21 protein-coding genes are annotated in these 24,200 nt (G+C 70.7%); 6 read left to right on the top strand and 15 right to left on the bottom strand.

What is annotated here, in order from left to right; genetic code table 11:
• Nucleotides 1-13: 13 nt before the first annotated feature.
• From NS283_RS10770 to NS283_RS10740, 7 genes are all read right to left on the bottom strand, one after another.
• Nucleotides 14-862: a carbohydrate ABC transporter permease gene (locus tag NS283_RS10770; RefSeq protein WP_058596867.1), complete on the bottom strand. Its 849-nt coding sequence runs from the start codon at nucleotides 860-862 to the stop codon at nucleotides 14-16.
• On the bottom strand, nucleotides 862-1,824 hold the full coding sequence (locus NS283_RS10765) for a carbohydrate ABC transporter permease (protein WP_058596866.1): 963 nt from the start codon (nucleotides 1,822-1,824) through the stop codon (nucleotides 862-864). The genes NS283_RS10770 and NS283_RS10765 overlap by 1 nt, the downstream gene beginning before the upstream one ends.
• On the bottom strand, nucleotides 1,821-3,086 hold the full coding sequence (locus tag NS283_RS10760; protein WP_058596865.1) for a sugar ABC transporter substrate-binding protein: 1,266 nt from the start codon (nucleotides 3,084-3,086) through the stop codon (nucleotides 1,821-1,823). The genes NS283_RS10765 and NS283_RS10760 overlap by 4 nt, the downstream gene beginning before the upstream one ends.
• A gap of 163 nt (nucleotides 3,087-3,249) precedes the next feature.
• Nucleotides 3,250-4,623 carry an FAD-dependent oxidoreductase gene (locus NS283_RS10755; protein ID WP_058596864.1) on the bottom strand — a complete coding sequence of 458 codons (1,374 nt, stop codon included), beginning with the start codon at nucleotides 4,621-4,623 and terminating at the stop codon, nucleotides 3,250-3,252.
• A 38-nt stretch (nucleotides 4,624-4,661) separates the two neighbouring features.
• Entirely contained in the window at nucleotides 4,662-5,723 is a 1,062-nt protein-coding gene (locus tag NS283_RS10750) for a polyprenyl synthetase family protein (RefSeq protein ID WP_058596863.1), read from the bottom strand.
• A gap of 108 nt (nucleotides 5,724-5,831) precedes the next feature.
• Nucleotides 5,832-6,548 (bottom strand): demethylmenaquinone methyltransferase, encoded by a 717-nt coding sequence (locus NS283_RS10745; RefSeq protein ID WP_058596862.1) that lies wholly within the window; start codon nucleotides 6,546-6,548, stop codon nucleotides 5,832-5,834.
• 9 nt (nucleotides 6,549-6,557) lie between these two features.
• The gene (locus NS283_RS10740) at nucleotides 6,558-7,121 is read right to left on the bottom strand and encodes a DUF402 domain-containing protein (RefSeq protein WP_058596861.1); all 564 of its coding nucleotides are present in this window, start codon (nucleotides 7,119-7,121) and stop codon (nucleotides 6,558-6,560) included.
• Between the two features lie 246 nt (nucleotides 7,122-7,367).
• Here NS283_RS10740 and NS283_RS10735 point away from each other — a divergent pair, with 246 nt between their 5' ends.
• A complete protein-coding gene (locus NS283_RS10735) occupies nucleotides 7,368-8,582 on the top strand; it encodes an isochorismate synthase (protein WP_058596899.1) in 1,215 nt (404 codons plus the stop codon).
• A 12-nt stretch (nucleotides 8,583-8,594) separates the two neighbouring features.
• On the opposite strand, the gene NS283_RS10730 is transcribed toward NS283_RS10735, so the two are convergent.
• The 3 genes from NS283_RS10730 to NS283_RS10720 all read right to left on the bottom strand — a co-directional run bounded on the left by NS283_RS10730 (nucleotide 8,595) and on the right by NS283_RS10720 (nucleotide 11,738).
• Nucleotides 8,595-9,452, bottom strand: coding sequence for a polyphosphate kinase 2 family protein (locus tag NS283_RS10730; protein WP_058596860.1), 858 nt, complete (start codon nucleotides 9,450-9,452; stop codon nucleotides 8,595-8,597).
• A gap of 84 nt (nucleotides 9,453-9,536) precedes the next feature.
• Nucleotides 9,537-11,330: a 2-succinyl-5-enolpyruvyl-6-hydroxy-3-cyclohexene-1-carboxylic-acid synthase gene (gene menD, locus NS283_RS10725; protein ID WP_153003341.1), complete on the bottom strand. Its 1,794-nt coding sequence runs from the start codon at nucleotides 11,328-11,330 to the stop codon at nucleotides 9,537-9,539.
• 3 nt (nucleotides 11,331-11,333) lie between these two features.
• Nucleotides 11,334-11,738: a PLD nuclease N-terminal domain-containing protein gene (locus tag NS283_RS10720; protein WP_058596859.1), complete on the bottom strand. Its 405-nt coding sequence runs from the start codon at nucleotides 11,736-11,738 to the stop codon at nucleotides 11,334-11,336.
• Between the two features lie 74 nt (nucleotides 11,739-11,812).
• On the opposite strand from NS283_RS10720, the gene NS283_RS10715 reads away from it, so the two are divergent.
• On the top strand, nucleotides 11,813-12,130 hold the full coding sequence (locus tag NS283_RS10715) for a DUF4229 domain-containing protein (protein WP_058596858.1): 318 nt from the start codon (nucleotides 11,813-11,815) through the stop codon (nucleotides 12,128-12,130).
• A 72-nt stretch (nucleotides 12,131-12,202) separates the two neighbouring features.
• On the opposite strand, the gene NS283_RS10710 is transcribed toward NS283_RS10715, so the two are convergent.
• The 4 genes from NS283_RS10710 to NS283_RS10695 all read right to left on the bottom strand — a co-directional run bounded on the left by NS283_RS10710 (nucleotide 12,203) and on the right by NS283_RS10695 (nucleotide 16,254).
• Nucleotides 12,203-13,174, bottom strand: coding sequence for a 1,4-dihydroxy-2-naphthoate polyprenyltransferase (locus NS283_RS10710; protein ID WP_058596857.1), 972 nt, complete (start codon nucleotides 13,172-13,174; stop codon nucleotides 12,203-12,205).
• Nucleotides 13,175-13,180: 6 nt separating this feature from the next.
• Complete coding sequence (locus NS283_RS10705; protein ID WP_058596856.1) at nucleotides 13,181-14,332, bottom strand: AMP-binding protein; 1,152 nt, start codon at nucleotides 14,330-14,332, stop codon at nucleotides 13,181-13,183.
• A gap of 16 nt (nucleotides 14,333-14,348) precedes the next feature.
• On the bottom strand, nucleotides 14,349-15,251 hold the full coding sequence (locus NS283_RS10700) for a 1,4-dihydroxy-2-naphthoyl-CoA synthase (protein WP_058596855.1): 903 nt from the start codon (nucleotides 15,249-15,251) through the stop codon (nucleotides 14,349-14,351).
• A gap of 205 nt (nucleotides 15,252-15,456) precedes the next feature.
• Nucleotides 15,457-16,254 (bottom strand): LLM class F420-dependent oxidoreductase, encoded by a 798-nt coding sequence (locus NS283_RS10695; RefSeq protein ID WP_058596854.1) that lies wholly within the window; start codon nucleotides 16,252-16,254, stop codon nucleotides 15,457-15,459.
• A gap of 47 nt (nucleotides 16,255-16,301) precedes the next feature.
• Here NS283_RS10695 and NS283_RS10690 point away from each other — a divergent pair, with 47 nt between their 5' ends.
• Nucleotides 16,302-17,303 carry an o-succinylbenzoate synthase gene (locus NS283_RS10690; protein WP_058596853.1) on the top strand — a complete coding sequence of 334 codons (1,002 nt, stop codon included), beginning with the start codon at nucleotides 16,302-16,304 and terminating at the stop codon, nucleotides 17,301-17,303.
• Here the strand turns inward: NS283_RS10690 and NS283_RS10685 are convergent.
• Nucleotides 17,290-17,916 (bottom strand): TetR/AcrR family transcriptional regulator, encoded by a 627-nt coding sequence (locus NS283_RS10685; RefSeq protein ID WP_058596852.1) that lies wholly within the window; start codon nucleotides 17,914-17,916, stop codon nucleotides 17,290-17,292. The genes NS283_RS10690 and NS283_RS10685 overlap by 14 nt on opposite strands.
• A 120-nt stretch (nucleotides 17,917-18,036) precedes the next feature.
• On the opposite strand from NS283_RS10685, the gene NS283_RS10680 reads away from it, so the two are divergent.
• From NS283_RS10680 to NS283_RS10670, 3 genes are all read left to right on the top strand, one after another.
• Nucleotides 18,037-20,931 carry an MMPL family transporter gene (locus NS283_RS10680; protein ID WP_058596897.1) on the top strand — a complete coding sequence of 965 codons (2,895 nt, stop codon included), beginning with the start codon at nucleotides 18,037-18,039 and terminating at the stop codon, nucleotides 20,929-20,931.
• Complete coding sequence (locus NS283_RS10675; RefSeq protein ID WP_058596851.1) at nucleotides 20,928-23,018, top strand: YhgE/Pip domain-containing protein; 2,091 nt, start codon at nucleotides 20,928-20,930, stop codon at nucleotides 23,016-23,018. Before NS283_RS10680 ends, NS283_RS10675 begins: the two co-directional genes overlap by 4 nt.
• A 431-nt stretch (nucleotides 23,019-23,449) precedes the next feature.
• Nucleotides 23,450-24,127 (top strand): endonuclease domain-containing protein, encoded by a 678-nt coding sequence (locus NS283_RS10670; RefSeq protein WP_153003340.1) that lies wholly within the window; start codon nucleotides 23,450-23,452, stop codon nucleotides 24,125-24,127.
• Nucleotides 24,128-24,200: the final 73 nt, after the last annotated feature.

Genomic DNA, 24,200 nt, shown 5'->3' with positions numbered 1-24,200 from the left:
ACGTGCTGCTCCTTTAACCCTTGACCGCGCCCTGGGTCAGGCCCGAGACGATCCGACGCTGGAAGATGACGACGACGATCACGATGGGGATCGTCACCACGATGGCGGCGGCCGATATGGCGCCGGTGGGTTCTTCGAACTGCGAGGCCCCGGTGAAGAACGACAGGGCCGCGGGCACCGGGCGGGCGGCATCCGTCGACGTCAGCGAGATGCCGTAGACGAAGTCGTTCCACGCGATGAAGAACGCGATGATCGCGGTGGTGAAGACTCCGGGGGCCGCGAGAGGGACGACCGTTTTGCGGAACGCCTCGAACGGGGTCGCCCCGTCGACCTGCGCCGCCTGCTCGAGCTCCCACGGGATCTGCCGGAAGAACGCCGCGAGCGTCCAGATCGAGATCGGCAGCGTGAGCGACAGGTACGGGATGATCAGGCCGAGCCACGTGTCGTAGAGACCGATCACGCGCCACAGGTTGAACAGGGGCGTCACGATCGAGACGATCGGGAACACCGACACCGCGAGCGCCGTGGTGAGGATGATGCGCTTGCCCGGGAAGTCGAGGCGCGCGATCGCGTACGCGCACAGCGTCGCCAGCACGACGGCGACGAACGTCGCGATGAGCGAGATGCCGATCGAGTTGCGCAGCGCCGGGAGGAAGAGGTCCTGCGCGCTGCCGCCGGGCGCGAGGATCGTGGCGTAGTTGTCGAGCGTCCATTCGGTGGGCAGCAGCGTGCCGGAGAACAGGCCCGCCTGCGTCTTGAACGACGTCATGAGGATCGAGAAGACCGGGAAGAGCGACCACACCAGCACGACCGCGATGATCACGAGCCACATGATCCGCTGGGGCCAGGTCATTGCACGCATCATCCATTCCTCCCTGCGGAAAGGTCCACCTTGAAGCCCTTGATGAAGATGCCCGCGATGATGAGGACGCTGAGGAAGAGCAGCACCGAGATCGCCGAGCCGAGGCCGATCTCCAGCCGCCCGATCGAGGTGTTGTAGGCCAGCAGCGACAGCGCCTCGGTGTCGTTGGCACCCGCGGTCATGATGAAGATGTTGTCGAAGATGCGGAACGCCTCGAGCGTGCGGAAGAGCACGGCGACCATGATCGCGGCCTTCATGTTCGGCAGGATGACGCGGCGCAGCACCTCCCAGCCGGTCGCCCCATCGACCTTCGCCGCCTCCTCGAGGTCTCCCGGCACCTGCGCGAGACCCGAGAGCAGCAGCAGCGAGATGAACGGCGTCGTCTTCCACACCTCGCTGAGGATGATCACGGTCAACGAGGTGCCCTGGTAGGCGAACCAGTTGAGGTTCTCGTCGAAACCGGGGATCCACGACAGCCAGCTGTTCACATAGCCGCCGGAGTTGATGTCGAAGGCGTAGAAGAACGCGAACGCCGAGACGACCGTGATGATGCCGTACGGCACGAGGATCGCCGTGCGGGCGAAACCGCGGAGCTTCTTGATCGCCCGGTGCATGACGAGGGCGAAGCCGAAGCCGATGATGAGCTCCAGCAGCACGGTGACGACCGTGATGAACAGTGTCACGCCCATCGACTGCCAGAACGCGGGATCGCCGAGGATCACCTGGTAGTTGCGGAACCAGATGAACTCGCGGTCGTCGGGCGCGGTGAGGCGCAGGCTGAACAGCGAATCCCACAGCGCCTGCACGATCGGGTAGAGCGTGACCAGGAGCATGATGCCGAAGGCGGGGCCGGCGAGCATCCACCCGAGGCGCGCCTCGGCACGGGCCCGGTCGGAGCGCCGCTTCTTCTTGGGCTCCGCCGGCTGCTCGCGCCTCGTGGCGCGGGTGATCGTATCGGTCACAGCAGTCGCTCCCCTCTGAGCACCGCGAGGATGAAGTCGGTCGAGGTCTGCGGCGTCGTGTCGGGGTTCACGGCGTTCGGCGGATGCCACGTGCGCTGCAGTCCGATCGAGATCTCGTTGTAGTACGGCGTCTGGGGTCGCGGCGCGCCGAGCTGCAACGACTCCGCGATGGTGTCGGCCATCGGGAACTTGTCTTTCACCTCGGCGTCGTCGTACGCGGCGAGGTTCGAGGGCGGGTTGCCGTTGGTGACGAAGTACTGCGCCTGGTTCTCGGGGCTGACGATGCATTTCACGGCCTGCCAGGCCAGGTCGGTGTGCTCGCTGTACGCACCGACGCCGAGGTTGATCCCTCCGACGGGAGGGGCGGCCGGGGTCCCGGCATCCACTCGGGGGTAGACCGCCCAGCCGAGGTCCTCGACGACCTCGGGTGCCGCGCCCTGCATGGCCGGGTAGACGAACGGCCAGTTGACCATGAACGATCCGTTGTCGCCCTGGAAGAGGTTCATGCTCGCGTTCTCGTCGGCCGTCGGCAGCCCCGGGCCGCCGAGGTTCGACGAGCCGATGCGCCCGATGATCTCGGCCGCCTTCTTGCCCGCGTCGGACTCGAGGCCCAGCTGCATCTCGTCGGGCTTGGCCTCGGGATCCTCGAGGATTTTGCCACCACCCGAGGCGACGAGGGCGTTGATCCAGACCGTGAGCGACTCGGCGAGCGCGCCCTGCACCCCGAGCTGCTTGTTCTGGTCTTCCGCGGCCTGCATGATCTGGTCCCACGTGACCGGCTGCGTCATGTCGAGACCGGCGGCTTCGGCGACCGACTTGCGGTACCAGAGCAGCTGCGTGTTGGCCCAGAACGGCACCGTCACGAGCTCCCCGTTCCAGCTGGCGGACTGCACCGCCCCCTCGACGATCCCGTCGGTGTCTTGCAGCTCGTCGGGAACCGGAGCGAGGAATCCGGGCTCGGCGAGCTCGGGGATGAACGGAGGGTCGAGGCTCATGATGTCGAGCGAGCGGTCACTGGCTGCGAGGCGCCGCGCGAGCTGCTCGCGCTGCGAGGCGGCGTCTCGCGGCAGAAGCGAGGTCTCGATGCGGTACGCGCCGTCGGCGGCTTCGGTGCAGGATGCCGCGATCTCGGCCTGACCACCGTCGTCGGGGTTGATGTACCAGGTGAGGGTCGGCACCCCGTCGCCCGCGGAGCAGGCGCCGAGCGTACCGGCGAGCGCGAGGGCCGAGGCCCCGGCCACGATCCGTCTCAGGTTTCGCATCCGGCCCCCTCGCCTCGGTGCGGGCGTCCGTGCCCGGCGTCGTGGCTTCCATCCTGACGAGGCGGGGCGAATCCGAGCATGAGGGTTGCCCCCGCCGATCGGGGGGTGGTACTCGCGCGAACGACGAACCGCCCCGTCCGAAGACGGGGCGGTTCGATGAGGATCACTCGCCGCGCGAGATCGCGATCATCTCGTCGCGGGGCACGACCTTGATGCGCGCACGCTCGTGCGGGGCACCCAACGCCATCTCGTGCTCGTCGAGGCGGTGCCAGCCGTCGAGGTCGGTCCACCGGACGCCGCGCTCCTCGAGCAGGGCGGGGATCGCCTCCTCCTCGGGGTGAGCGGGGCGCCACCACTCGCCCTGGTCGTTGATGACGTGGCGCACGGTCTCCATGGCATCCGACTTGGTGTGTCCGATGAGGCCGACGGGGCCGCGCTTGATCCATCCCGTGGCGTAGACGCCCGGGATGCGCTCGTTCGACTCGGCCGAGAGCACCTGGCCCTCGTGGTTGGGGATCACGCCGTGGCGCTCGTCGAACGGGATGTCCTTCAGCGGGGAGCCGAAATAGCCGACCGCGCGGTAGATCGCCTGGATCGGCACCTCGCGGATCTCACCGGTGCCGACGACGCCGCCCTCGGCGTCGGGCTTCGTGCGCTCGTATCGGAACGCGGCGACGCGGCCCTCGGCATCCTTCACGACCTCGACGGGCTTGGCCCAGAAGTGCAGGTGCAGGCGACGGGATGCCTCTCCCCCGGCGTTGTTCACGCCCGGACGGGTACGCCACTCCTGCAGCACACGGTCGATGACCTTGACCTGCTTGTTCGTCTGGATCGCGGCGAGCGAGGCCTCGTCGTAGTCGAAGTCCTCGTCGTAGACGACCATGTCGACGTCGCGCAGCTCGCCCAGCTCACGGAGCTCGAGCGGGGTGAACTTCACCTGCGCGGGACCGCGGCGCCCGAAGACGTGGACGTCGGTGACGGGCGAGGCCTTCAACCCCTGGTATACGTTGTCGGGAACCTCGGTGGGCAGCAGGTCGTCGGCGTGCTTGGCGAGCATGCGCGTGATGTCGAGGGCGACGTTGCCGTTGCCGATGACGGCGACCGACTCGGCCTCGAGCGGCCACTCGCGCGGCACGTCGGGGTGACCGTCGAACCAGCTGACGAAGTCGGCCGCGCCGTACGAGCCGTGCGCGTCGATGCCCGGGATGTCCAGGTCGGCGTCGCGGATCGCGCCGGTCGAGAAGATCACCGCGTTGTAGTGCTGCTTGAGGTCGTCGAGCGTGATGTCCTCGCCGAAGCGGACGTTGCCGAAGATGCGGATGTCGCCGCGGTCGAGCACCTCGCGCAGCGCCGTGATGACGCCCTTGATGCGCGGGTGGTCGGGGGCCACGCCGTAACGGACCAGACCGTAGGGAGCCGGAAGCTGCTCGAACAGGTCGATCGAGACGTCGAACTGACGCTCGGCTTTCAGCAGGATGTCGGCGGCGTAGATGCCGGCGGGGCCGGCTCCGACGATGGCGAGGCGCAGCTTCGTCATGGGGTCCTCTCGATCGGGATCGGGGGGTGGTGGAAAAGTCAGGCCGAGCGATCGGCGACCGCGCGGGCGAAGCGCGTCAGCGCCTCGCGCACGGCACCGTCGGGCAGCGGCGCGAGGGCGTCGATCGCCTCTTGCGACCACTGGTGAGCGAGAGCGAGGGTCTCACTCGTCGTTTCGTGATCGCGCAGTTCGGCGAGCGGGCCGTCGAGCACCGACGGGTCGGCTCCCGCGGCGATGCGCTCTTGGCCCTCGTCGATGCGGGCACGAAGATCCATGGATGCCTCGTCGGAGCGATGCCCGAGCAGCAGGTACGGCATCGTCGGTACACCCGCGCGCAGGTCGGTGCCGGGCACCTTCCCGGTCTCGGACGGATCGGGCGACAGGTCGATGACGTCGTCGAGAAGCTGGAAGGCGACGCCCGCCTTCTCGCCGAAGACCACCATGGGCTCCTCGAACTCCTCGGGGGCACCGGAGTAGATGACACCGCACTGCGCGGCCGCGGCGATGAGCGAACCGGTCTTGTCGGCGAGGACCTTCAGGTAGAAGTCGACGGGCTCGTCGCCCTCCGCAGGGCCCACGGTCTCATGCATCTGGCCGAGCACGAGGCGCTCGAAGGTGTCGGCTTGCAGCTGGATCGCCCGCTCGCCCCGACGGGCCATGAGCTGGCTCGCGCGCGAGAAGAGCAGGTCACCGGTGAGGATCGCGATGTTGTTGCCCCACACCGTCTGGGCGCTCGGCACCCCGCGGCGCTTGTCGGCACCGTCCATGACGTCGTCGTGGTACAGCGAGCCGAGGTGCGTCAGCTCGAGAGCGGTGGCGACCTCGATGACCTCGGGCGTCGTTCCGCGCCCGAGCTGCGCCGTGAGGATCGCGAGCATCGGCCGGACTCGCTTGCCGCCGGCCTCGTACAGGTACCGGGCGGTGACGTCGGCGAGGCGATCGGCGCTGCGCACCTCTTCTTCGAGCGTTCCCTCGACGCGCGCGAGACCCGCCTCAACGGTCGACAGCAGGGTGCGCGATCGCAGGCCGGCGAAGATGCGGTCACTCAGGCCCAGCTTGCCCGACAGGCGAGTGCTGGCCGCGGGCAGTCTCGGGGTCACGGTTTCAGCCTATCCTGGCGCGCTCGCGCCGTCCCTCGGCTATCTCGACGGTTGACAGGCTTCGGCGGAGCGAGGTCGGACGTGCGGCGGTCGGTCGCGTCGCGCGCATCACGCGGGACGGATGCCGCGATGCAGAGCGACGATGCCGAACGACAGGTTGCGGTAGGCCACGGCATCCCAGCCCGCGTCACGCATCCAGCTGGCGAGCGTCGGCTGATCGGGCCAGTCGCGGATGGACTCGTTGAGGTAGTCGTACGCCTCGGCGTTCGAGCTGACAGCGCGCGCGGCGATCGGCAGGACGCGGTCGTTGTAGAAGCGGTAAAGGCCGTTGAACGCGCGGGACGGCGGGTGCGAGAACTCGCACACCACGATCCGGCCGCCGGGACGGGTCACGCGGAGCAACTCGCGCAGAGCGCGCCGCGGATCGTTGACGTTGCGCAGCCCGAACGACATCGTGACCGCGTCGAACTCCTCATCGTGGAACGGCAGGTCGGTGGCATCCGCCTGCACGAACTCGAGGTTCGGAACGTTTCCGTGGCGACGGCGTCCCTCGGCGATCATCCCTCTCGAGAAGTCCGCCGCGACGACGTGCGCACCGCTGGGGACGAACGCCATCGACGAGGTCCCGGTGCCCGCGGCGAGATCGAGGATGCGCTCGCCCCGTTTCGGGGCGACCGCTCGCAGGGTCGCGGCGCGCCAGAAGCGGTCGTTGCCGAGGCTCAGCACGGTGTTGGTGCGGTCGTAGGCGGGGGCCACCTGGTCGAACATGCCGCTGACACGCTGCGGGTCCTTGCCGAGGTCGGCGCGGTTGGGGTCGCTGCTCACCCGTCGAGTCTAGGCGGGCGGGCGCGGCGGGTCTTCGGGGCTTGCGAGCTCGGCCAGACGCGTGAGCCACGGCCCGGTCACGGCGTCGGAGAACGGCGCGATGCCCTCGCGCACGCGGTGCTCGAGTTCGACGGCGGTGGCCTCGAGGTGCGCGACGATGTCGCCGGGGTAGCCGTATTGCACGCGGTGCTCGTCCCACTCGTCGCGATCGTCGATCCACGTGCCGCGACCGTCGGTGCGGCGGACGACGTCGAGATCCATGTCGATGCCGCCGGGCACCCCGTCGTCGCTCCACCGGATGTCCCACGCGAGGTCGATGTACACGGCCACCGGGTGCGGGGCGGCGTTGTGGGTGAAGGCCCAGTCGCCGCTCGCGGGAACCAGCGTGACGTTGGGCTGGCGACACACGAACTCGGCCCCGGGGCGCGCGCTGCGCCAGCCCACCTGCTGGCCGAACCAATCACCCCAGTCGTCGGATCCGAGGTAGACGCTGTCCTGTACCCAGTGGGGTGAGCCGTCCCACTTGCGCCAGCGGAACATCAGGCGCGTGCCGGGAGCGGGACGGGAGGACATGTCGCGAGTCTAAAACGGGCCACCGACAGCCGGGCGCATCCCGCGGCGCCGCGCGCCCGACGCGCCGGTGGCACCTGCACCGACACGCATGCCCGAAACGGTCACGGACACGGATGCACGGCGTTATGTCGACGGCGAACGGTTGCCGAGAGCCCCGCCGAGAGCGGGTCTACGCTCGAGAACGTGATCGAACCCGCGGATGACGCCGTGCCGCGCCTGCGCGTGGTGACGCGCGAGCTGCCCCCGATGGACGATGTGCTCGCGTACACCACCCCCTACGACCCGCTCTTCTGGAGTCGTCGCGGAGAGTCCCTCGCCGCGTTCGGTGACCTGCTCACCCTGCGCTATCGGGGCGCACGTCCGGGCGACGCGAGCGTCGCCGACCGGTGGCGCGCGATCGCGGCGGCCGCCGAGGTCGACGACCCCGTGCAGCTCCCCGGCACGGGACTCGTGGCGTTCGGATCGTTCGTCTTCGACCCCCGCTCCGAGCGCGAGAGCGTCCTGCGCGTGCCCGGAACGATCGTCGGCCGCCACAGCGGACGCGCGTGGGTCACGCGTCTCGCGTTCGACGACACCCCGGACGAGCCGGAACCCGAGCTGCCGCCCCGCTCCCCGTTCGGACCGCACTGGTCGGCGACCCTCGGCCCTGGCCGCCAGACCGCTGAGGCGTACCAGGATGCCGTCCGCCTCGGCGTTGAGGCGATCCACGCCGGCGAGGTGGGAAAGGTCGTCCTCGCGCGCGACATCACCGGCACGATTCCCGCAGGCTCCGACCTCCGCCGTCTCGTGCGGTCGCTGCACGAGGGGTACCCGGACTGCTGGGTCTTCGCGGTCGACGGGCTGATCGGCGCGAGTCCCGAGACCCTCGTGACCGTGTCGGGCGGGACGGTGACCGCGCGAGTCCTCGCCGGGACCGTGGCCCGCGGAGCCGACGCCGACACCGATGCCGCGGCATCCCTCGCTCTGTCCGAGAGCACGAAGGACCAGGAGGAGCACCGATTCGCCGTGCAGAGCGTGCTCACGGCGCTCCGCCCGCACACGTCGGCGCTCGCGGCGGCGGAGCAGCCCTTCACCCTCAAGCTGCCCAACGTGTGGCACCTCGCCACCGACGTCGAGGGCGTGCTCAGCGAGGCCGCATCCTCGCTGGACCTCGTGGGCGTGCTCCACCCCACCGCGGCCGTGGCCGGGACGCCGACCGACGTCGCGATCGACGTCATCCGCCGACTCGAGCCGTTCGACCGTGGGCGCTACGCCGGTGCCGTCGGCTGGATCGGCGCCTCGGGCGACGGCGAGTGGGCGATCGCCCTGCGCTGCGCCCAGATCGACCGGGCCGCCCCGTCGTCGCCGACCGCGCCGATCACCGCCTACGCCGGTGCGGGGATCGTCGCGGACAGCGTTCCGGAGTCGGAACTGCTCGAGACGCGCGTGAAGTTCCGGCCCATCGTGGACGCGCTCGCCTGATCCCTCTTCGGGTCAGGATGCCGCGAGCCGACGCTTCTCTTCTTTGACGTCGTAATCGGCCGTCGGCCATCGCGGGTCGATGTCGGTGAGAGCGTCGATGAGCAGGCGCTGCACGGCGAGGCGCGCGTACCACTTGCGATCGGCGGGGATGACGTGCCACGGCGCGAGCGGCGTCGATGTGCGCTCGATCGCCGCCTGGTAGGCGTCCATGTAGTCGTCCCAGAGCTCGCGCTCGTCGACGTCGGACGGGTTGTACTTCCAGTGCTTGTCGGGCCGCTCCAGGCGCTCGGCGAGTCGTGCGCGCTGCTCGTCCTTCGAGATGTGCAGCATGACCTTCACGAGCCGGATGCCGAGATCCGCCGCCTCGGCCTCGAATCCGACGATCGCTCCGTACCGGCGTTCGATCTCGTCCGCCGGGGCGAGCTGGCGGACACGACCGATCAGCACGTCTTCGTAGTGGGAGCGGTCGAAGACGCCGATCCGGCCGGCATCCGGGAGCCGCTTGCGGATGCGCCAGAGGAAATCGTGCGAGAGCTCTTCGGCGGTCGGTTTCTTGAACGACGCGAGCTCGACGCCCTGGGGGTCGACGGAGCCGACGACGTGGCGCACGATGCCGCCCTTGCCGGCGGTGTCCATGGCCTGCAGCACGAGCAGGACGGACCCGGTCGCCGTGCCGGCCACACTCTGGGCGAACAGGCGCTCCTGCAGACCCGAGAGCGGAGCGATCCCCGCCTCGAGATCGGCTTGGCCGTCGGCCTTCTTCCCGTCGTACCCGGGGGTGGCCCGGGTGTCGATGTCGGCGAGGCGGAATCCCGGGACGACGCTCAGCGCCTCGGACGCGGGAACGGACCATCTTTCGCTCGTGCTCATCGCGCCATCGTGGCGCGAACCACCGACATCGCGCCACGCCTTGACGCGGAGGGTGATCCCGCGAGGGGGCAGCGCGGCATAAGCTCAGCGCGGCAGCGGGACCTCGATGAGTTGCCGACCGCCACCCGGGGCCGTGAGCACCTGGTCGAGGGCGACGCGCGTGGTGACGCGGTGGTATTCCCAGCCGAACGCGAGGGCGAGCTGTTCGAGGCGTGCCGTCTGCGGTGTGTACTGGACGCGCTCCATCGCGTCGGCGCCGGCCACGGCGGCAACCTCGAGGCCGTCGAAGATCGTCCCTCCGCCGTCGTTGCCGACGACGACCTGCAGGCGCGGCTCCTCCTCACCCGGGGGCAGCAGGAGGGCGCCGAGATCGTGGAGGAACGCGAGGTCGCCCAGCAGCACGCGGGTCACGCCGGGGCGCTCCTCGATCTGACTCGCGAGCGCGATCCCGGTGGCCGTGGCGACCGTGCCGTCGATGCCGGCGAGCCCCCGGTTCGCGTGCACCGACACCTTCTTGCCGCCCAGCAGCTCGTCGGCGACGCGCACTAGGCGGGACGAGCCGAACATCAGGCGGTCGTGCGGCCACGTCGCCCGCCACAGCGCGTCGACGAGAGCGGCGCGGTCGAGGGGGGCGCGGATGACCTCGACTTCGGCGTTGATCGCACCGAGGCGTTCGTGCGGCACGGCCGAGGCGAGACCGTCGGCATCCGGGGCGGGCGGAGACAGATCGACCGCCGCCTCGCGCGACGCCCGCATCCACGCGCCGAGCCACGCGCGGTCGATCTCGCCACCCGCGACGCGGATGGCATCCACCCCCTGGGTCGCGCCGTTGAGGTTGACCGGCTCGCCGGGCCCGCGCACCGCGATCACCTCGACGTCTTCGCGTCCCAGGAGTATCGCGACCTCACGGCTGAGGGTCGGATGGCCGAGCACCACCGCGCGCTCGATGCGGCCGCCGAGCTCGGGGTCACGCAACAGGGCGCGGTACCCGTGCACGACCTGACGCCCGAACCGTGCCCCGCTGACGATCTCGGCCACGAGCGGGAAACCGCCGCGGTGGGCGAGCTCTTCGGCTGCCGGACCCGCGTCGGCGCCGGCGACGACGACCGTGCGCGGTCCGAGCTCGAGTGGGAAGGCGGCCTCGGTCTCGGGTGCGACGTCCGCAACCCCGATTCCGCCTCCGCCCTGGTAGAGAGCACCGGATGCCTCGGCCTCGCCGTCGCTCTCGAGGTCGACGGGCGGAGCGACCGGCCGCGCGATGGCGCGCTCGAGCAGCCACTCCGGCGCGGCGCCCGCCAGCGGTTCACGCAACGGAACGTTGAGGTGGACCGGACCCGCCGCTCGCGCCCCTTCGCCGAGGGACGCGGCGAGCGCCGTCGCGGCGACCGCGTCGAACTCGGCGGTCTGCTCGGCGGTGCCGTCGTGGTCGACGGCCTCGGGAACGGGAAGGTCGGCCTCGAAGCGCGCGGCCGCGCGGAACAGCCCGGGCTGGCGGGTCGTCTGGTTCGCGCCGACGCCGCGGAGCTCAGGGGGACGGTCGGCCGTGAGCAGAAGCAGAGGCACACCGGCGTGATGGGCTTCGAGGGCGGCGGGCAGCAGGTTGGCGACGGCGGTGCCCGAGGTGCAGACGACGACGGCGGGCATGCCGGTCTCGCGACCGATGCCGAGCGCGGTGAATCCGGCCACGCGTTCGTCGATGCGCACGTGCAGGTGCACGAGGCCCGCCCGCTCGAGGTCTGCTGCCACGAGGGCCAGGGCCTGCGATCGCGAGCCGGGGCTGACGACCACGTGACGGACCCCGCGGGCGACGAGGCCGGCGAGAAGGGCGGATGCGGCGTCGGTCGCGGGCGCCGCGGCGCGCTCGATGGGCGTGCTCACGGGTCAGCTGACGGCGCCGCGCTGTCCGCGGGCATCGTCGTCGCCGGGGTCGTCCCGGGTCTCAGGGCGTGCATCGCGCGGGTCGTCAGCCTCGGAGTCGAGCTGCGCGAGCTCTTCTTCGAGGCGTCGGATGCGCTCGTCCTGGTCGGCTCGGGCTGCGGGCGAGAGGCGTCCCAAGAACTCGGGGTCGTCATCGGGCGCGCGGCGGAGCGCCGGGGCACCCGCACGACCACGGCCGACGAGGAACCACAGGATGCCGCCGAGAACGGGCAGCAGGATGACGATGACCATCCAGGCGCCCTTACTGACCCCGCGGTGTCGCGTCGAGGGCTGCACCGCGCAGTCGACGATCGTGTAGACCCAGAAGGCGGTCGCCACGAGCGCCAGTACCAGAAGCAGCCGTGCCATGAACCGATTCTACGTGCGTCGGCTGGACGCGGGCCGGGCGCCGCCGAGCCCGCGCCCCGCCGTAGAATGGGACAATGCGTGCTCGCTCGGCCCTCGTCTACACGGTCCTGCGATTGCTCGCGTTCCTCGTGCCGCTCGGCATCCTGCTGCTGTTCCCGGTGTTCCAAGAACTCCCCTGGCTCGCCGCCGTCTTCGCCGCGTTGATCGGGCTCAGCCTCTCGCTGCTCTTCCTCCGCCGCCCGCTCGACGACGTGACCGGCGGACTCGCCGAGCGTCGCGCCGCTCGCGCGACGACGGGTCGCCGCTCGGGTGCTGAGGCAGACGCCGATGCGGAAGACGCGGTGGTCGACGCGGCGGCAGAACCGACGAAGCCCGACGCGCCCGAGCGCTGAGCCCCGCCCGGCTCCGCTGCTCGCACGAAGCCCGACGCGTCCGGCCGATGAGCCCGGTCCCCGCTCCTCGACTCAGGCGACGAACGCCCAGAACAGAAGCGCGCCATATGCCACCGAGGTGAAGCTCGTGACCTGCAGCGCCGTGATGAGTTCGCGCGGCGTGCGGTAGGTCCACACGATCAGCACGGACGACAGCGCGCCGAGAAGGGCGATCAGCGTCAGCCAGGCGACGGGGTAGAACAGGGCGAGGAACGCCGAGATCCCGAACGGGACGAGCACGAACAGCGTGAAGAGCACCTGGGTCGCGCGGCGACCGATCAGCACCGAGAGCGTGCGCTTGCCGGCGAGGCGGTCCTGATCGATGTCACGCAGGTTGTTGGCCAGCAGTACCGCGCACGCGAGGAGCCCCGCGGCCACCGCCCCGAACCAGGCCTCCTGCGGGATCTCCTGCACCTGCACCCACGTGGTGCCGAGGGTCGCGACGAGGCCGAAGAACACGAAGACGAACAGCTCGCCCATCGCGTTGTACCCGTACGGGCGCTTTCCTCCCGTGTAGAACCAGGCAGCCACGATGCACACCGCGCCGACCGCGATCAGCCACCACTGGCCCGTGCGCACGACGATCGCGAGCCCCACGAGCGCGGCGAGCGCGAAGAACGCGAGCGCGACGATCAGCACGGTGCGCGGCTTCGCCTTCTTGCCGCCGGTCAGACGCCCCGGACCCACGCGGACGTCGTCCGTCCCGCGGATGCCGTCGCTGTAGTCGTTGGCGTAGTTCACGCCGATCTGCAGCGCGAACGCCACAGCGAGGCACGCGAGCGCGAGAACCCAGTGCAATTGATCGTCGACGAGGGTCGCGGCCCCCGTACCGATCAGCACCGGGGTGATCGCGAGCGGCAGCGTCCGAAGCCGGGCGGCGGCGATCCAGTCGCGCGCGGTCGCGGGGGCCACGGCCTGCGGCGCCCCGCCTTGGGGCTTCTGCGGATTGCCGTGCGGACGACGCTTCGGGGCGGGACGCGAGCGCTTACGAGACTGTGCTGCCACGGAGGGTCATCCTAAGCCCGCGCCGCCGAACCGCCGCGCCAACGCCGCCCGGTCGGGCTTGCCCGACGACAGGGTCGGCAGCTCGTCGACAGCGATCACGCGCGCTGGGCGCGCCACCGGCCCGACCTGCTCGGCCACGGCGTCGCGCACGCGCGCGAGCGTCTCGGCGGCGGCGTCGGGCGCGAGTCCCGGGACGATCACCGCGGACCCCTGCCCCCAGGTGGCATCCGGGATCGCGATGACCACCGCCGATTCCAGACCCCGGATGCCGCGCACCGCCGCCTCGACCCGGTCGAGCGACACGTTGACCCCGCCCGAGACGATGACGTTGTCGAGACGACCGGTCACCCGCAGCACGCCGTCGACGAGCTCTCCCCCGTCGCCGGTGCGGTACCACCGCCGGCCGGCTTCGTCGGTCGGGAAGACGGATGCCGTGCGCTCGGGGTCGCCGAGGTAACCTTCGGCGAGCGTCGGGCCCGACAGGCGCACCTCCCCCTCTACGATCGCGACGTCGACGCCGTCGAGCGGCACCCCGTCGTACACGCAGCCACCGCTGGTCTCGGTCGAGCCGTAGGTACGCACGATCCGCGCCCCGGCCGCCGCCGCGCGCTCGCGAACCGCGGGGGCGAGCGCCTGGCCGCCGATGAGGATGGCCTCGAACGAGCGCAGCGCCTGCGCGACGGTGTCGTCGTGGTCCGCGGCATCCAGGAGTCTCTGCAACTGCGCGGGGACGAGCGAGGTGTAACTCGGAACGCGCGCGCCGTCGATGTGGGAAGCCATACCGAGGGCCGCAGCCGCGAACGGCTCGGGGCGGAAGGGACCCGCGACGACGGCGGGCTCACGATCGGCCAGGAGGGCTCGCACGATCACCTGGACGCCGGCGACGTAGGTCGCGGGCACGGCGAGCAGCCACGCCCCCTCGCCGATGCGCGCAGCCGTCGCGTAAGCGCTGCTGATCAGGGCGTTGCGAGAGATCACCACCGATTTCGGCACGCCGGTCGAGCCCGAGGTGGTCACGACGGCCGCGGTCCCCGCCGGTGCCTCGCCGGCCAGGTCCCCACCGCCGAGCGCGACGGCGGGACCCGCACCGAGCACGGCCGCGCGGAGGGCTCGCACGACGTCGCGAGGATCCGCGGATGCCGGGGCCTCGAGCCTCACGCCCGGGCTCCGGCGCTCAGTAGTGCCACGGAACGTCGGACCAGTCGGGGTCGCGCTTCTCGAGGAAGGAGTCGCGCCCCTCGGCCGCCTCGTCGGTGCCGTAGGCGAGGCGCGTCGCCTCCCCGGCGAACACCTGCTGCCCGACGAGCCCATCGTCGACCGCGTTGAACGCGAACTTCAGCATGCGGATCGCCGTCGGCGACTTGGTCAGGATCGTGCGGGCCATCGCGATGGCCTCGCGCTCGAGGTCGGCGTGGGGCACGACGCGGTTGACCGCCCCCAGCTCGTACGCGCGCTGCGCCGAGTACTCCTCCGCGAGGAAGAAGACCTCGCGCGCGAACTTCTGCCCGATCTGACGCGCGAAGTAGGCGGAGCCGTAACCGGCGTCGAACGAGCCGACATCGGCATCCGTCTGCTTGAAGCGACCGTGCTCGGCGCTGGCGATCGAGAGGTCGCACACGACGTTGAGCGAGTGCCCGCCGCCCGCCGCCCACCCGGGCACCACGGCGATGACGACCTTCGGCATGAAGCGGATGAGACGCTGCACCTCGAGGATGTGCAGGCGTCCGGCGCGACCGGGGTCGTGGACGACGTGCTCCTCGTGCGAGTACTTGTAGCCGTCTCGCCCGCGGATCCGCTGGTCACCGCCCGAGCAGAAGGCCCAGCCGCCGTCCTTCGGGCTCGGGCCGTTGCCGGTGAGCAGGACGACGCCGATGCGGTGGTCCTGCCGCGCGATGTCGAGGGCCGTGTACAGCTCGTCGACGGTGTGCGGGCGGAAGGCGTTTCGCACCTCGGGTCGGTCGAACGCGATGCGCGCGATCCTCCCGTCGTGGGTGACGTGCGCGGTGATGTCGGTGTATCGCTCGGCACCCGGCGCGAGTGTCCACTCGGCGGGGTCGAACAGCTCGGAGACGGTCACCGTTCCAGCCTAAGACCGGCGGCGCGCGGAGGAGCCGGGCTCCGGGCTCCGGGCGACGCGCGCCGGACTCCGCACTCCGGGCTCAGCGCTCCGAGCTCCGGGCGACGCGCGCGAGCCGCGGCCTCACGCATAAACGCGATCCGCGCCCATAAACACGGGGAGCACGCGTTTCCGCGAGCGAATCGTGTTTATGGGCGCGGGATGCTCAGGCGTTCTTGCCGTCGCGCCAGGCCAACCAGCGCTCGACGAGCGAGTAGTCCCACTCGGGGCCAGAGAACCCGAGCGTGAACAGGCGGGTGCCCGCGTCGAAGAGGGAATCCGCCACCTCTTCGTCGCGGTCCTTGAGCTCGTTCGAGACGATGAGGCCCGAGAGGTCGCGCCCCTCGGTCTCGGCCCATTTCTCGATGACGCCGAGCTTGTGGGGCAGCTCGTCGGGCGTGACGAAGCTGTGCCAGATGTCGGCGTGCTTCGCGACGATGCGCAGCGTCTTCTGCTCGCCCTTGCCGCCGATCATCACGGGGATCTTGCGAGTGGGGGCGGGGTTCAGCTTGCCCCAACGATCGACGATGCGGTCGAGGTCGGTCGCGAGCGCGTTCAGGCGCGAGCCGGCCGTTCCGAACTCGTAGCCGTACTCGTCGTAGTCGCGCTCGAACCAGCCCGAGCCGGTGCCGAAGATGAAGCGGCCGGCGTCGCCGCCCTTCTTGCTGATGTGGTCGACGGTGCGGGCCATGTCGGCCTGCAGGTCGGCGTTCCGGTAGCTGTTGCAGTTCACCAGCGCGCCGAACTCGACGCGCTCGGTCTGATCGGCCCACGCCGCGAGCATGGTCCACGACTCGAAGTGCTCGCCGTCGGGGTCGCCGTAGAGGGGGAAGAAGTGATCCCAGTTGAAGAGGATGTCGACGCCCATCTCTTCCAGACGGAAGACGGCGTCGCGGATGTCGGAGTACTGGACGTGCTGCGGCTGGATCTGGACGCCGAGGCGGACCGGAGTGTCGAAGAGCATGGCGCCAGCCTATTCCCGGCCGCCGACCCGGGGGCCAGGATGGAGGGATGAGCACCGCTGCCCTCCCCCCGCTCGACGACGTCCTCGCCACGGCGCGGGTCGTCGCCCTGCCGCTGGCCGCTCGCTTCCGCAATATCGAGACGCGCGAGGCGGTCGTGTTCGAGGGGCCCGAGGGGTGGACGGAGTTCTCGCCGTTCGTGGAGTACTCCGACGCCGAGGCGGTGACGTGGCTCGCGGCCGCCCTCGACTTCGGCTGGAACCCCGCACCGACGGCGCGGCGCGATGCGGTCCCCGTCAACGCCACGATGCCCGCCGTGGCGGCATCCGAGGTCCCGTCGATCCTGGCTCGGTACGACGGATGCCGAACGGTCAAGGTCAAGGTCGCCGAGGCGGGGCAGGTGCTCGACGACGACGTCGCGCGGGTGCGGGCGGTCCGTGCGGCGATGGGTCCCGAGGGTCGCGTGCGCATCGATGCGAACGGCGCCTGGAACGTCGACGAGGCGGAACGGGCCGTGCACGCCCTCGCCGAGTTCGACCTGGAGTACGTCGAACAGCCCTGCGCCGAGGTCGACGAGCTCGCGCAGCTGCGCGAGCGCATCGCCTACCTCGACATCCCGATCGCCGCCGACGAGAGCGTGCGCAAGGCCGACGATCCCCTGCGGGTGGCGCGGATGGGAGCGGCCGACCTCCTCGTCGTCAAGGCGCAACCGCTCGGCGGCCTGCATGCGGCGCTCGACATCGTCGCGCAGGCGGGACTCCCCGCGGTGGTCTCGAGCGCTCTCGACACGTCGATCGGCCTCTCGATGGGCGCCGCCCTGGCCGCGGCGCTCCCCGTGCTCGACTACGACTGCGGGCTCGGCACCGCGTCGCTCTTCACGGCTGACGTGGTGGCATCCCCGCTCCGCGCCCGGGGCGGAGTCCTGCCCGTCGAGCGCCCCCGCCCGACGACCGCCGATCTTGATCGCGTCGCGGCGGACGACGATCGTCGCGATTGGTGGCTGGACCGGCTGCGGCGCTGCCACGCCGCGCTCGAGCTCACTCGAGGATGAGACCGACCACCTGGGACAGCCGCTCGGCCAGCTGGACGCGCGACACGGTCGCCGCCTGGTTGGTCAGCAGAGCGGTCTCGGACGTCGAGATCCACACCGCGAGCAGGAGTTCCGTCGCCACCTCGGCGGGGACCCGCAAAGCCAGCCCACGCGCGTCGGCGATGTCGCGTACGAGCTGTGTGACGCTCTCGCCGAGCCCCTGGTTCAGCGTCAGGTAGGCCTCGGCGAACTCGGGATTGCGCAGCGCCTGCAGACGTGTCTCGGCCCCGAGGAGCACATCCAGGCGGTCCTCGCCGGTCGCCTCGAGCACCTCCTGGACGAGCTGCATGACATCGCCCGCCCCGTCCAGTCCCCGATCCTCGATCGACGTCACGCGCGCGCGGACCGACGCGATGGTCGTCTGGGCGGAGCGCGCGCACAGCGCGAGGAACAGCTCCTCCTTCGAGGCGAAGTTCGAGTAGAAGGCGCCGCGTGTGAATCCCGCACGCTCGCAGATCGCCTCGACCGAGGCGGCCTCGATGCCGACCTCCGCAAACATCTCGGCCGCGGCATCCATGAGACGCGTACGGGTGTTCTCTCGTCGCCGTGACGGCGCCGGGGCCGTATCGGTCATCCGCGTCCTCCTGCTTCACACGCGAGACTCAGGTTGGAGTCCGCTTCTCGCGACTACGATACAGTGTTGTATCCGATACGGCGATGTATCGACTGTCCGCCGATCGTGGGAGCCGCCACCGTGTCAACTTTCCTGTACACCCTGGGCCGCTGGTCGTTCCGTCACCCGTGGCGGGTCCTCAGCGCGTGGCTACTCATCCTCGTGCTCGCCGGCGGCGGCGTCGCGCTGCTCGCGAAAGGAACCGACAACACCTTCACCATCCCGGGCACCGAGTCGCAGGCCGGTCTCGAGATGCTCGACCGCACCTTCCCCCAGGTCAGCGGGGCCAGCGCCGAGATCATCGTCGTCGCGGCGGACGGTGGGAGCGTGCGCGACCAGGCGTACCAGGACGCCATCCAGAAGACGACAACCGACATCGGCGAGCTCGACTTCGTCGAGGCCGTCACCGACCCCTACGACGCGAACATCTCCGGCAGCATTGCCGACGACAACCGCGCCGCGATCGTGCGCATCCAGTTCGCGGGCGAGGCATCCTCCGTGCCGCAGGCGACGGAAGACGCCCTGCACGAGGCGACGACGGCGCTCGGTTCCGCGCTCCCGTCCGGCGCGCAGGCCATCCTCGGCGGACAACTCTTCGCCACCGAGATCCCCGGAGCGTCCCTCACCGAGGCCCTGGGCGTCGTGATCGCCGCCCTCGTGTTGATGGTGACGTTCCGTTCGTTCCTCGTGGCCGGGATGCCGCTGGCCACCGCCCTGCTCGGCGTCGCCCTCTCGGTGGCTCTGATCTTCATCGCGACAGGTTTCGCGACCGTCTCGTCGACGACCCCGCTGCTGGCGGTCATGCTGGGGCTCGCGGTCGGCATCGACTACGCGCTGTTCATCGTGTCGCGACATCAAGACCAGACACGGGCGGGGATGGACCCCGAGGAGTCGACCGCCCGCGCGGTCGGCACCGCCGGCTCGGCCGTCGTGTTCGCCGGGATCACCGTTCTCATCGCCCTCATCGGTCTGGGCTTCGCGAACATCCCGTTCCTGACCACGATGGGCATCGCGGCATCCGTCGCCGTGGCGATCGCCGTGTGCGTCGGGCTCACGCTCACCCCGGCCTTCCTCGGCTTCGCCGGGCACCGTGTGGTCGGGTGGGGCTTCAAGAAGCCGCGATCCGCCCGGCGCCGTCGGGGCATGTCGGCGCAGGAAGACAGCGATGCTCTGGCCGAGGCCGCCGCCGAGCGCGAGAAGAAGGCGGAGACCGCGGCCATCCGCGCCCAGCGCAACGGCCCCGCCCGTCGCTGGGTGGGCCTGGTCACCCGGCATCCGCTGGTCACCACCGTGGCGGTCATCGGCCTGCTCGGGGTCACCGCGATCCCCGCCACGAGCCTCGCCCTCACTCTGCCCAACGCGGGGCAGCTGCCCCCGGGCAACCCCGCGCGCGTCGCCTACGAGCTGACCGACGAGTACTTCGGTCCGGGCGCCAACGGCCCGCTCATCATGACCGGCACGATCGTCACCTCGAACGACCCGCTGAACCTCATGAAGAACATCGGCGACGAGATCGCGAAGATCCCCGGCGTCGCCGAGGTCGCCCTGGCCACGCCGAACCAGACCGCCGACACGGGCATCGTGCAGATCATCCCCGAGACGGCACCCGACGACCCGCGCACCGCCGACCTCGTTCGCGAGCTGCGCTCGCAGGAGCAGCGGCTGTACGACGAGTTCGGCGTGCGCCTGCTCGTCACCGGCTACACCGCCGTCACGATCGACATCTCCGACCAGCTCGGCGCCGCCCTCCTCCCGTTCGGCATCTTCGTCGTCGGCCTCTCACTGATCCTGCTGATGATCGTCTTCCGCTCGATCTGGGTCCCCTTGACCGCCGCGGGCGGATACCTGCTCTCGGTCGCCGCGTCGTTCGGCGTGGTCGCCGCGGTCTTCGAGTGGGGCTGGTTCGCCGACGCCCTGCACGTCGCGAAGGTCGGCCCGATCATCAGCTTCATGCCGATCGTCGTGATGGGCGTGCTGTTCGGCCTCGCCATGGACTATCAGGTGTTCCTCGTCTCGCGCATGAGAGAGGACTACGTCCACGCGAACCGCGAGGGTCGCACGCCGCGCGAGGTCGCGCTCGGTGCCGTCCGCAGCGGGTTCGTGGGCTCGGCTCGCGTGGTCGTCGCCGCCGCCGTCATCATGTTCGCCGTCTTCGTCGCGTTCGTCCCCGAGGGGGATTCGAGCCTCAAACCGATCGCCCTGGGCCTCGCCGTCGGCGTCGCCGTCGACGCGTTCCTCGTCCGCATGACGCTCGTCCCGGCCGTGCTCGCCCTGCTGGGCGACAAGGCCTGGTGGATGCCGCGCTGGCTCGACCGTCTGCTGCCGAAGCTCGACGTCGAGGGCGAGGCGGTCGAGCGCGAGGTGCGCCTGGCCGACTGGCCGAGCGAGCCCGCCATCGCCGTCGCCGCCGACGAGCTGAGCGCCGTCGGATCCTCGGATGCCGAGCAGCCGGTGTTCCGCGACATCTCCCTGCGCCTCGGATACGGCGGAACCCTGCTGGTCACCGGCGAGAGTCGGACGACCCGCACGCTCCTGCTCGCCCTGTCGGGACGCCTCGCCGGTATCGAGGGGCGGTTGCGCGTCGACGGTCTGCTCGTCCCCGAGCGCGCGGGGGCCGTCCGAGCCCGTGTCGGAGTTGCCCTGCTCGATGACACGGCCGACGCGGCTCGCGCCGTGGCCGACGCCGTGGGTCGCGGCACGCGCATCGTGGTCGTCTCGGACGTCGACCGTCTCGACGACGACGCCCGCGACGAGGTGGCGCATGTGCTGCGGCGCGCCGCCACCGAGGCACGCGAACGCTCGGGCGACGCGTCGTCGCCGTTCACGCTCATCGTCTCGGCGCGCGACGAACGCCGTGCCCTCGCGCTCCTGTCCGAGGCGCTGCGCCCCGACGTGGCATCCCTCGCCCTGCCGACGCCGCGCCGGCACCGCACCGAACCCGAAACCTTCGCCGATCTCTCCGAGGTGTTCGCATGACTCTCCCCGTCGAGCGCTCGCGCTCACGCCGCCCCGTGACCTGGCGCACCCTCGTCGGCGTGCTTCTGTTGCCCGCCGTCATCGGCGGCATCCTGGTCGGCGCGCTGTACAATCCGACCGACCGGCTCGAGAACATCACCGCCGCGGTCGTCAACGACGACAAGGCCGTCGAGCTCAACGGCCAGCTGGTGCCGCTCGGTCGTCAGCTCACCGGCGGACTCGTCAAGGGAGCCGATGACCAGGCGAGCAACATCGACTGGGTCATCTCGAACGACGAGGACGCGGCGGCGGGTCTGAAGGACGGCACCTACACGGCGGTCGTCACGATCCCCGAGAACTTCACGGCCGCCTCGCTGTCGACCCGCCCCGGCGAGACGCCCGAGAAGGCCACGATCGACGTCGCCACCGCGCCCAACGCGCGCGTCGTGGACGGCGCGATCACCGCGACCCTGGCATCCACCGCCTCTTCGGTCTTCGGCACCGAACTGTCGTCGCAGTACCTGAAGAACGTCTTCCTCGGCTTCACGACCCTCAGCGACCAGCTCGGCAGCGCCGCGAGCGGCGCGCACCAGCTCGCCGACGGCGCGGGCCAGGCCGCGACCGGCGCGAACGGCCTGCGAGACGGCCTGGGGCAGCTCTCGAGCGGTGCGGATCAGCTCGCCGACGGTGCCGGACAGCTCGCGGCCGGAGCCGGTCCCCTCGCGGACGGTGCGTCGCAGATCGCCAGCGGCGCGACCGCCCTCGCGGGCGGAACGCGCGACGCGGCGAGTGGCGTGGGGAAGCTGGCATCCGGAGCCGATGGCATCGCCGCGGGCAATCAGCAGCTCGCGACGGAGATCAATGGGATCGCTGATCAGATCCCGCCGGGATTCGCGGACGCGGCGACCAAGCTGTCGGAGGCGGCCCCGCAGGTGAACACCGCTCTCGTCGACGCCGCCGCGGCTCTGCAGAAGGCCGCCGATGAGTGCACCGGCACCGCCGAGCAGTGCGCCGCGCTGCGACAGGCGTCCGACGACGCCAACAAGGCTCTTCCGCAGGCGACGGAGACCGTGACGAAGATCGGGCAACTCGCCGGGCAAGCGGCACAGCTGCCCGCCGGTATTCGCACCATCGCGGATGCGAACCAGAAGCTCGCGGACGGCGCAACCGGCCTGGCCGGCGGCGCGCGCGACGCGGAATCGGGTCTCAACACGATCGCCGGCGGCATCGACGGGCTGTCCGGTGGTGCGAACCAGCTCGCCGACGGCGCGCGGCAGTTCGGGACGGGCGCGTCGGCTCTCAGCTCGGGCGCGTCGCAGCTGGCATCCGGAGCCTCCGACGCCGAGACCGGCGCAGGTCAGCTCGCCGACGGCGTGAGCCAGGTGGCATCCGGAACCTCGTCGCTGGCTTCGGGCCTCGACAGCGCCGTGGCGCAGCTGCCGAAGTACTCCGACGCGCAGGCGACGACCCTCGCCGACGTGGTCGCCGACCCGGTCTCGGCGACCGGGACGAGCGACTCGCTCTTCGGAGCCGCGGCCGTCCCCCTGCTCGCGATGGCGGTGCTGTGGTTCGGTGGGCTGGCGTCGTTCGTCGCGTTCCAGGCCGTCTCGGCCCGCGCGCTCACCAGCCGTCGCCCGTCGGCGCTCGTCGCCCTCCGCGGCTTCGCGCCCGCGGCGCTCGTCGGCGCCGTGCAGGGTCTGCTGGTCGCGGGAGTGGTGCAGGTGGCATCCAAGTACGACTGGGGCGACTGGGCTTTGTTCGCGCTCGTCTGCGTCGCCGCGGGTGTCGCCTTCGCCGCGGTGCACCAGGCGCTCATCGCGCTGTTCGGCGGAGCCGGGCGATGGATCGCCGCGATCATCGGCAGCCTCGCCCTCGCCGCGACGATCGTCTCGACGGTTCCGCCCGTGCTCGCCGGCGTCGCGTCGCTCCTGCCCACCTCCCCCGCGTACGACGCCATGCTCGGCGCCCTGTCGTCGGCAGGCGGCGTCGGGGCCGGTGTCGCCGGGCTGGCGGTCTGGGGCGTGCTCGCGCTGATCGTGACGACGCTGGTGGTCGTCCGGCGCCGCACGACGTCTGCGCGCGCCGCCGCGGTGCTCGCCGCGGCGTAGGCGCGCGGCGCCGCGTCCCCTCTCCTTCATTGAGTGTCCAAAACACGCCGTAACTACCCCTTCCATAACGGCGTGTCTTGGACACTCGACGGGGGGGCAGCCGTCCACGGCGCGATCGGAGCAGACGCAGCGACTCCTTCTGCACAGGGCGGCGTCCTATCCACATGCGAGAGGGGACAGCGAAACGCCGGACGGAAGTCCGGTGAGATGGCGCGATGCGACCACCCCGGCCCTTGCCCGCAAACCTCGGCGCGGCGTTCCATGTGCAGGATGCCGATGGACTCCAGGTCCCTCGTCGTCGACTGATCGCACGTGATCTGAAGGCACCTTTCCATGGCGTGCGCGCATCGGCGGATACGCCCCGGGATTCCGTTCTCGAACGCTGTCGCGCCTATCTCCCGAGGCTGCGCCCGGGCCAGTTCTTCAGCCACGTGACAGCAGCACGCCTCTGGGGGATGCCGTTGGCCTATGGGCACGACGAGGTCATCCACGTCAGCGCCATCTCTCCCGCGAGAGAGCCCCGAACGAAGGGCGTCGTGGGTCACCGCTTGGCCCTCCTTCCCGACGAGATCGTGACACTCGATGGCCTACCCGTCACAGCGAAAGTCGCAACCTGGACTCACCTTGCCTCGGCGGTCAGCGAGGCCGACCTCGTGGCGATCGGGGACTGGCTCCTCGCCCACGACGTTCCCTCATCCGCCCTTGCGGTGGCCGCGGGCAAGCACCGCCACCGGGGTATCGTCGCGCTACGGTCGGCCGCGGGCCTCGCCCGCCCTGGCTCGGAATTGCCACGCGAGTCGCACGTTCGACTCATCCTCGTCCAGGCGGGGCTCCCCGAACCCGACCTGAACTGGACGCTCCGCGATCCGTCTGGCACATTCGTCGCTCGGCTCGACATGGCGTACCCAAACCACCGCGTGGCGGTCGAGTACGACGGACGACAGCATGCGGACGCTGAGCAGTTTCGGAAAGATGCCGATCGCTGGCGCGCTATCGCTGCGCAGGGGTGGACGCTGGTCCGTGTGGTCGCTCACCACCTCGCGTTCCCCGAACGCGACATCGTGGCCCCGGTCGCGGCCGCACTCCGCACGGCCGGCTGGCACCCCTGAGACGCGCCACCCCGTTGAGTGTCCAAAACACGCCGCAACCTCGACCCGAGTTACGGCGTGTTTTGGACACTCA

This window comes from Microbacterium testaceum (assembly GCF_001476285.1).
Lineage (GTDB): Bacteria > Actinomycetota > Actinomycetes > Actinomycetales > Microbacteriaceae > Microbacterium > Microbacterium testaceum_B.
The sequence above is the reverse complement of the archived record's forward strand: the minus strand, read 5'-3'. Positions and strand labels throughout refer to the sequence as shown.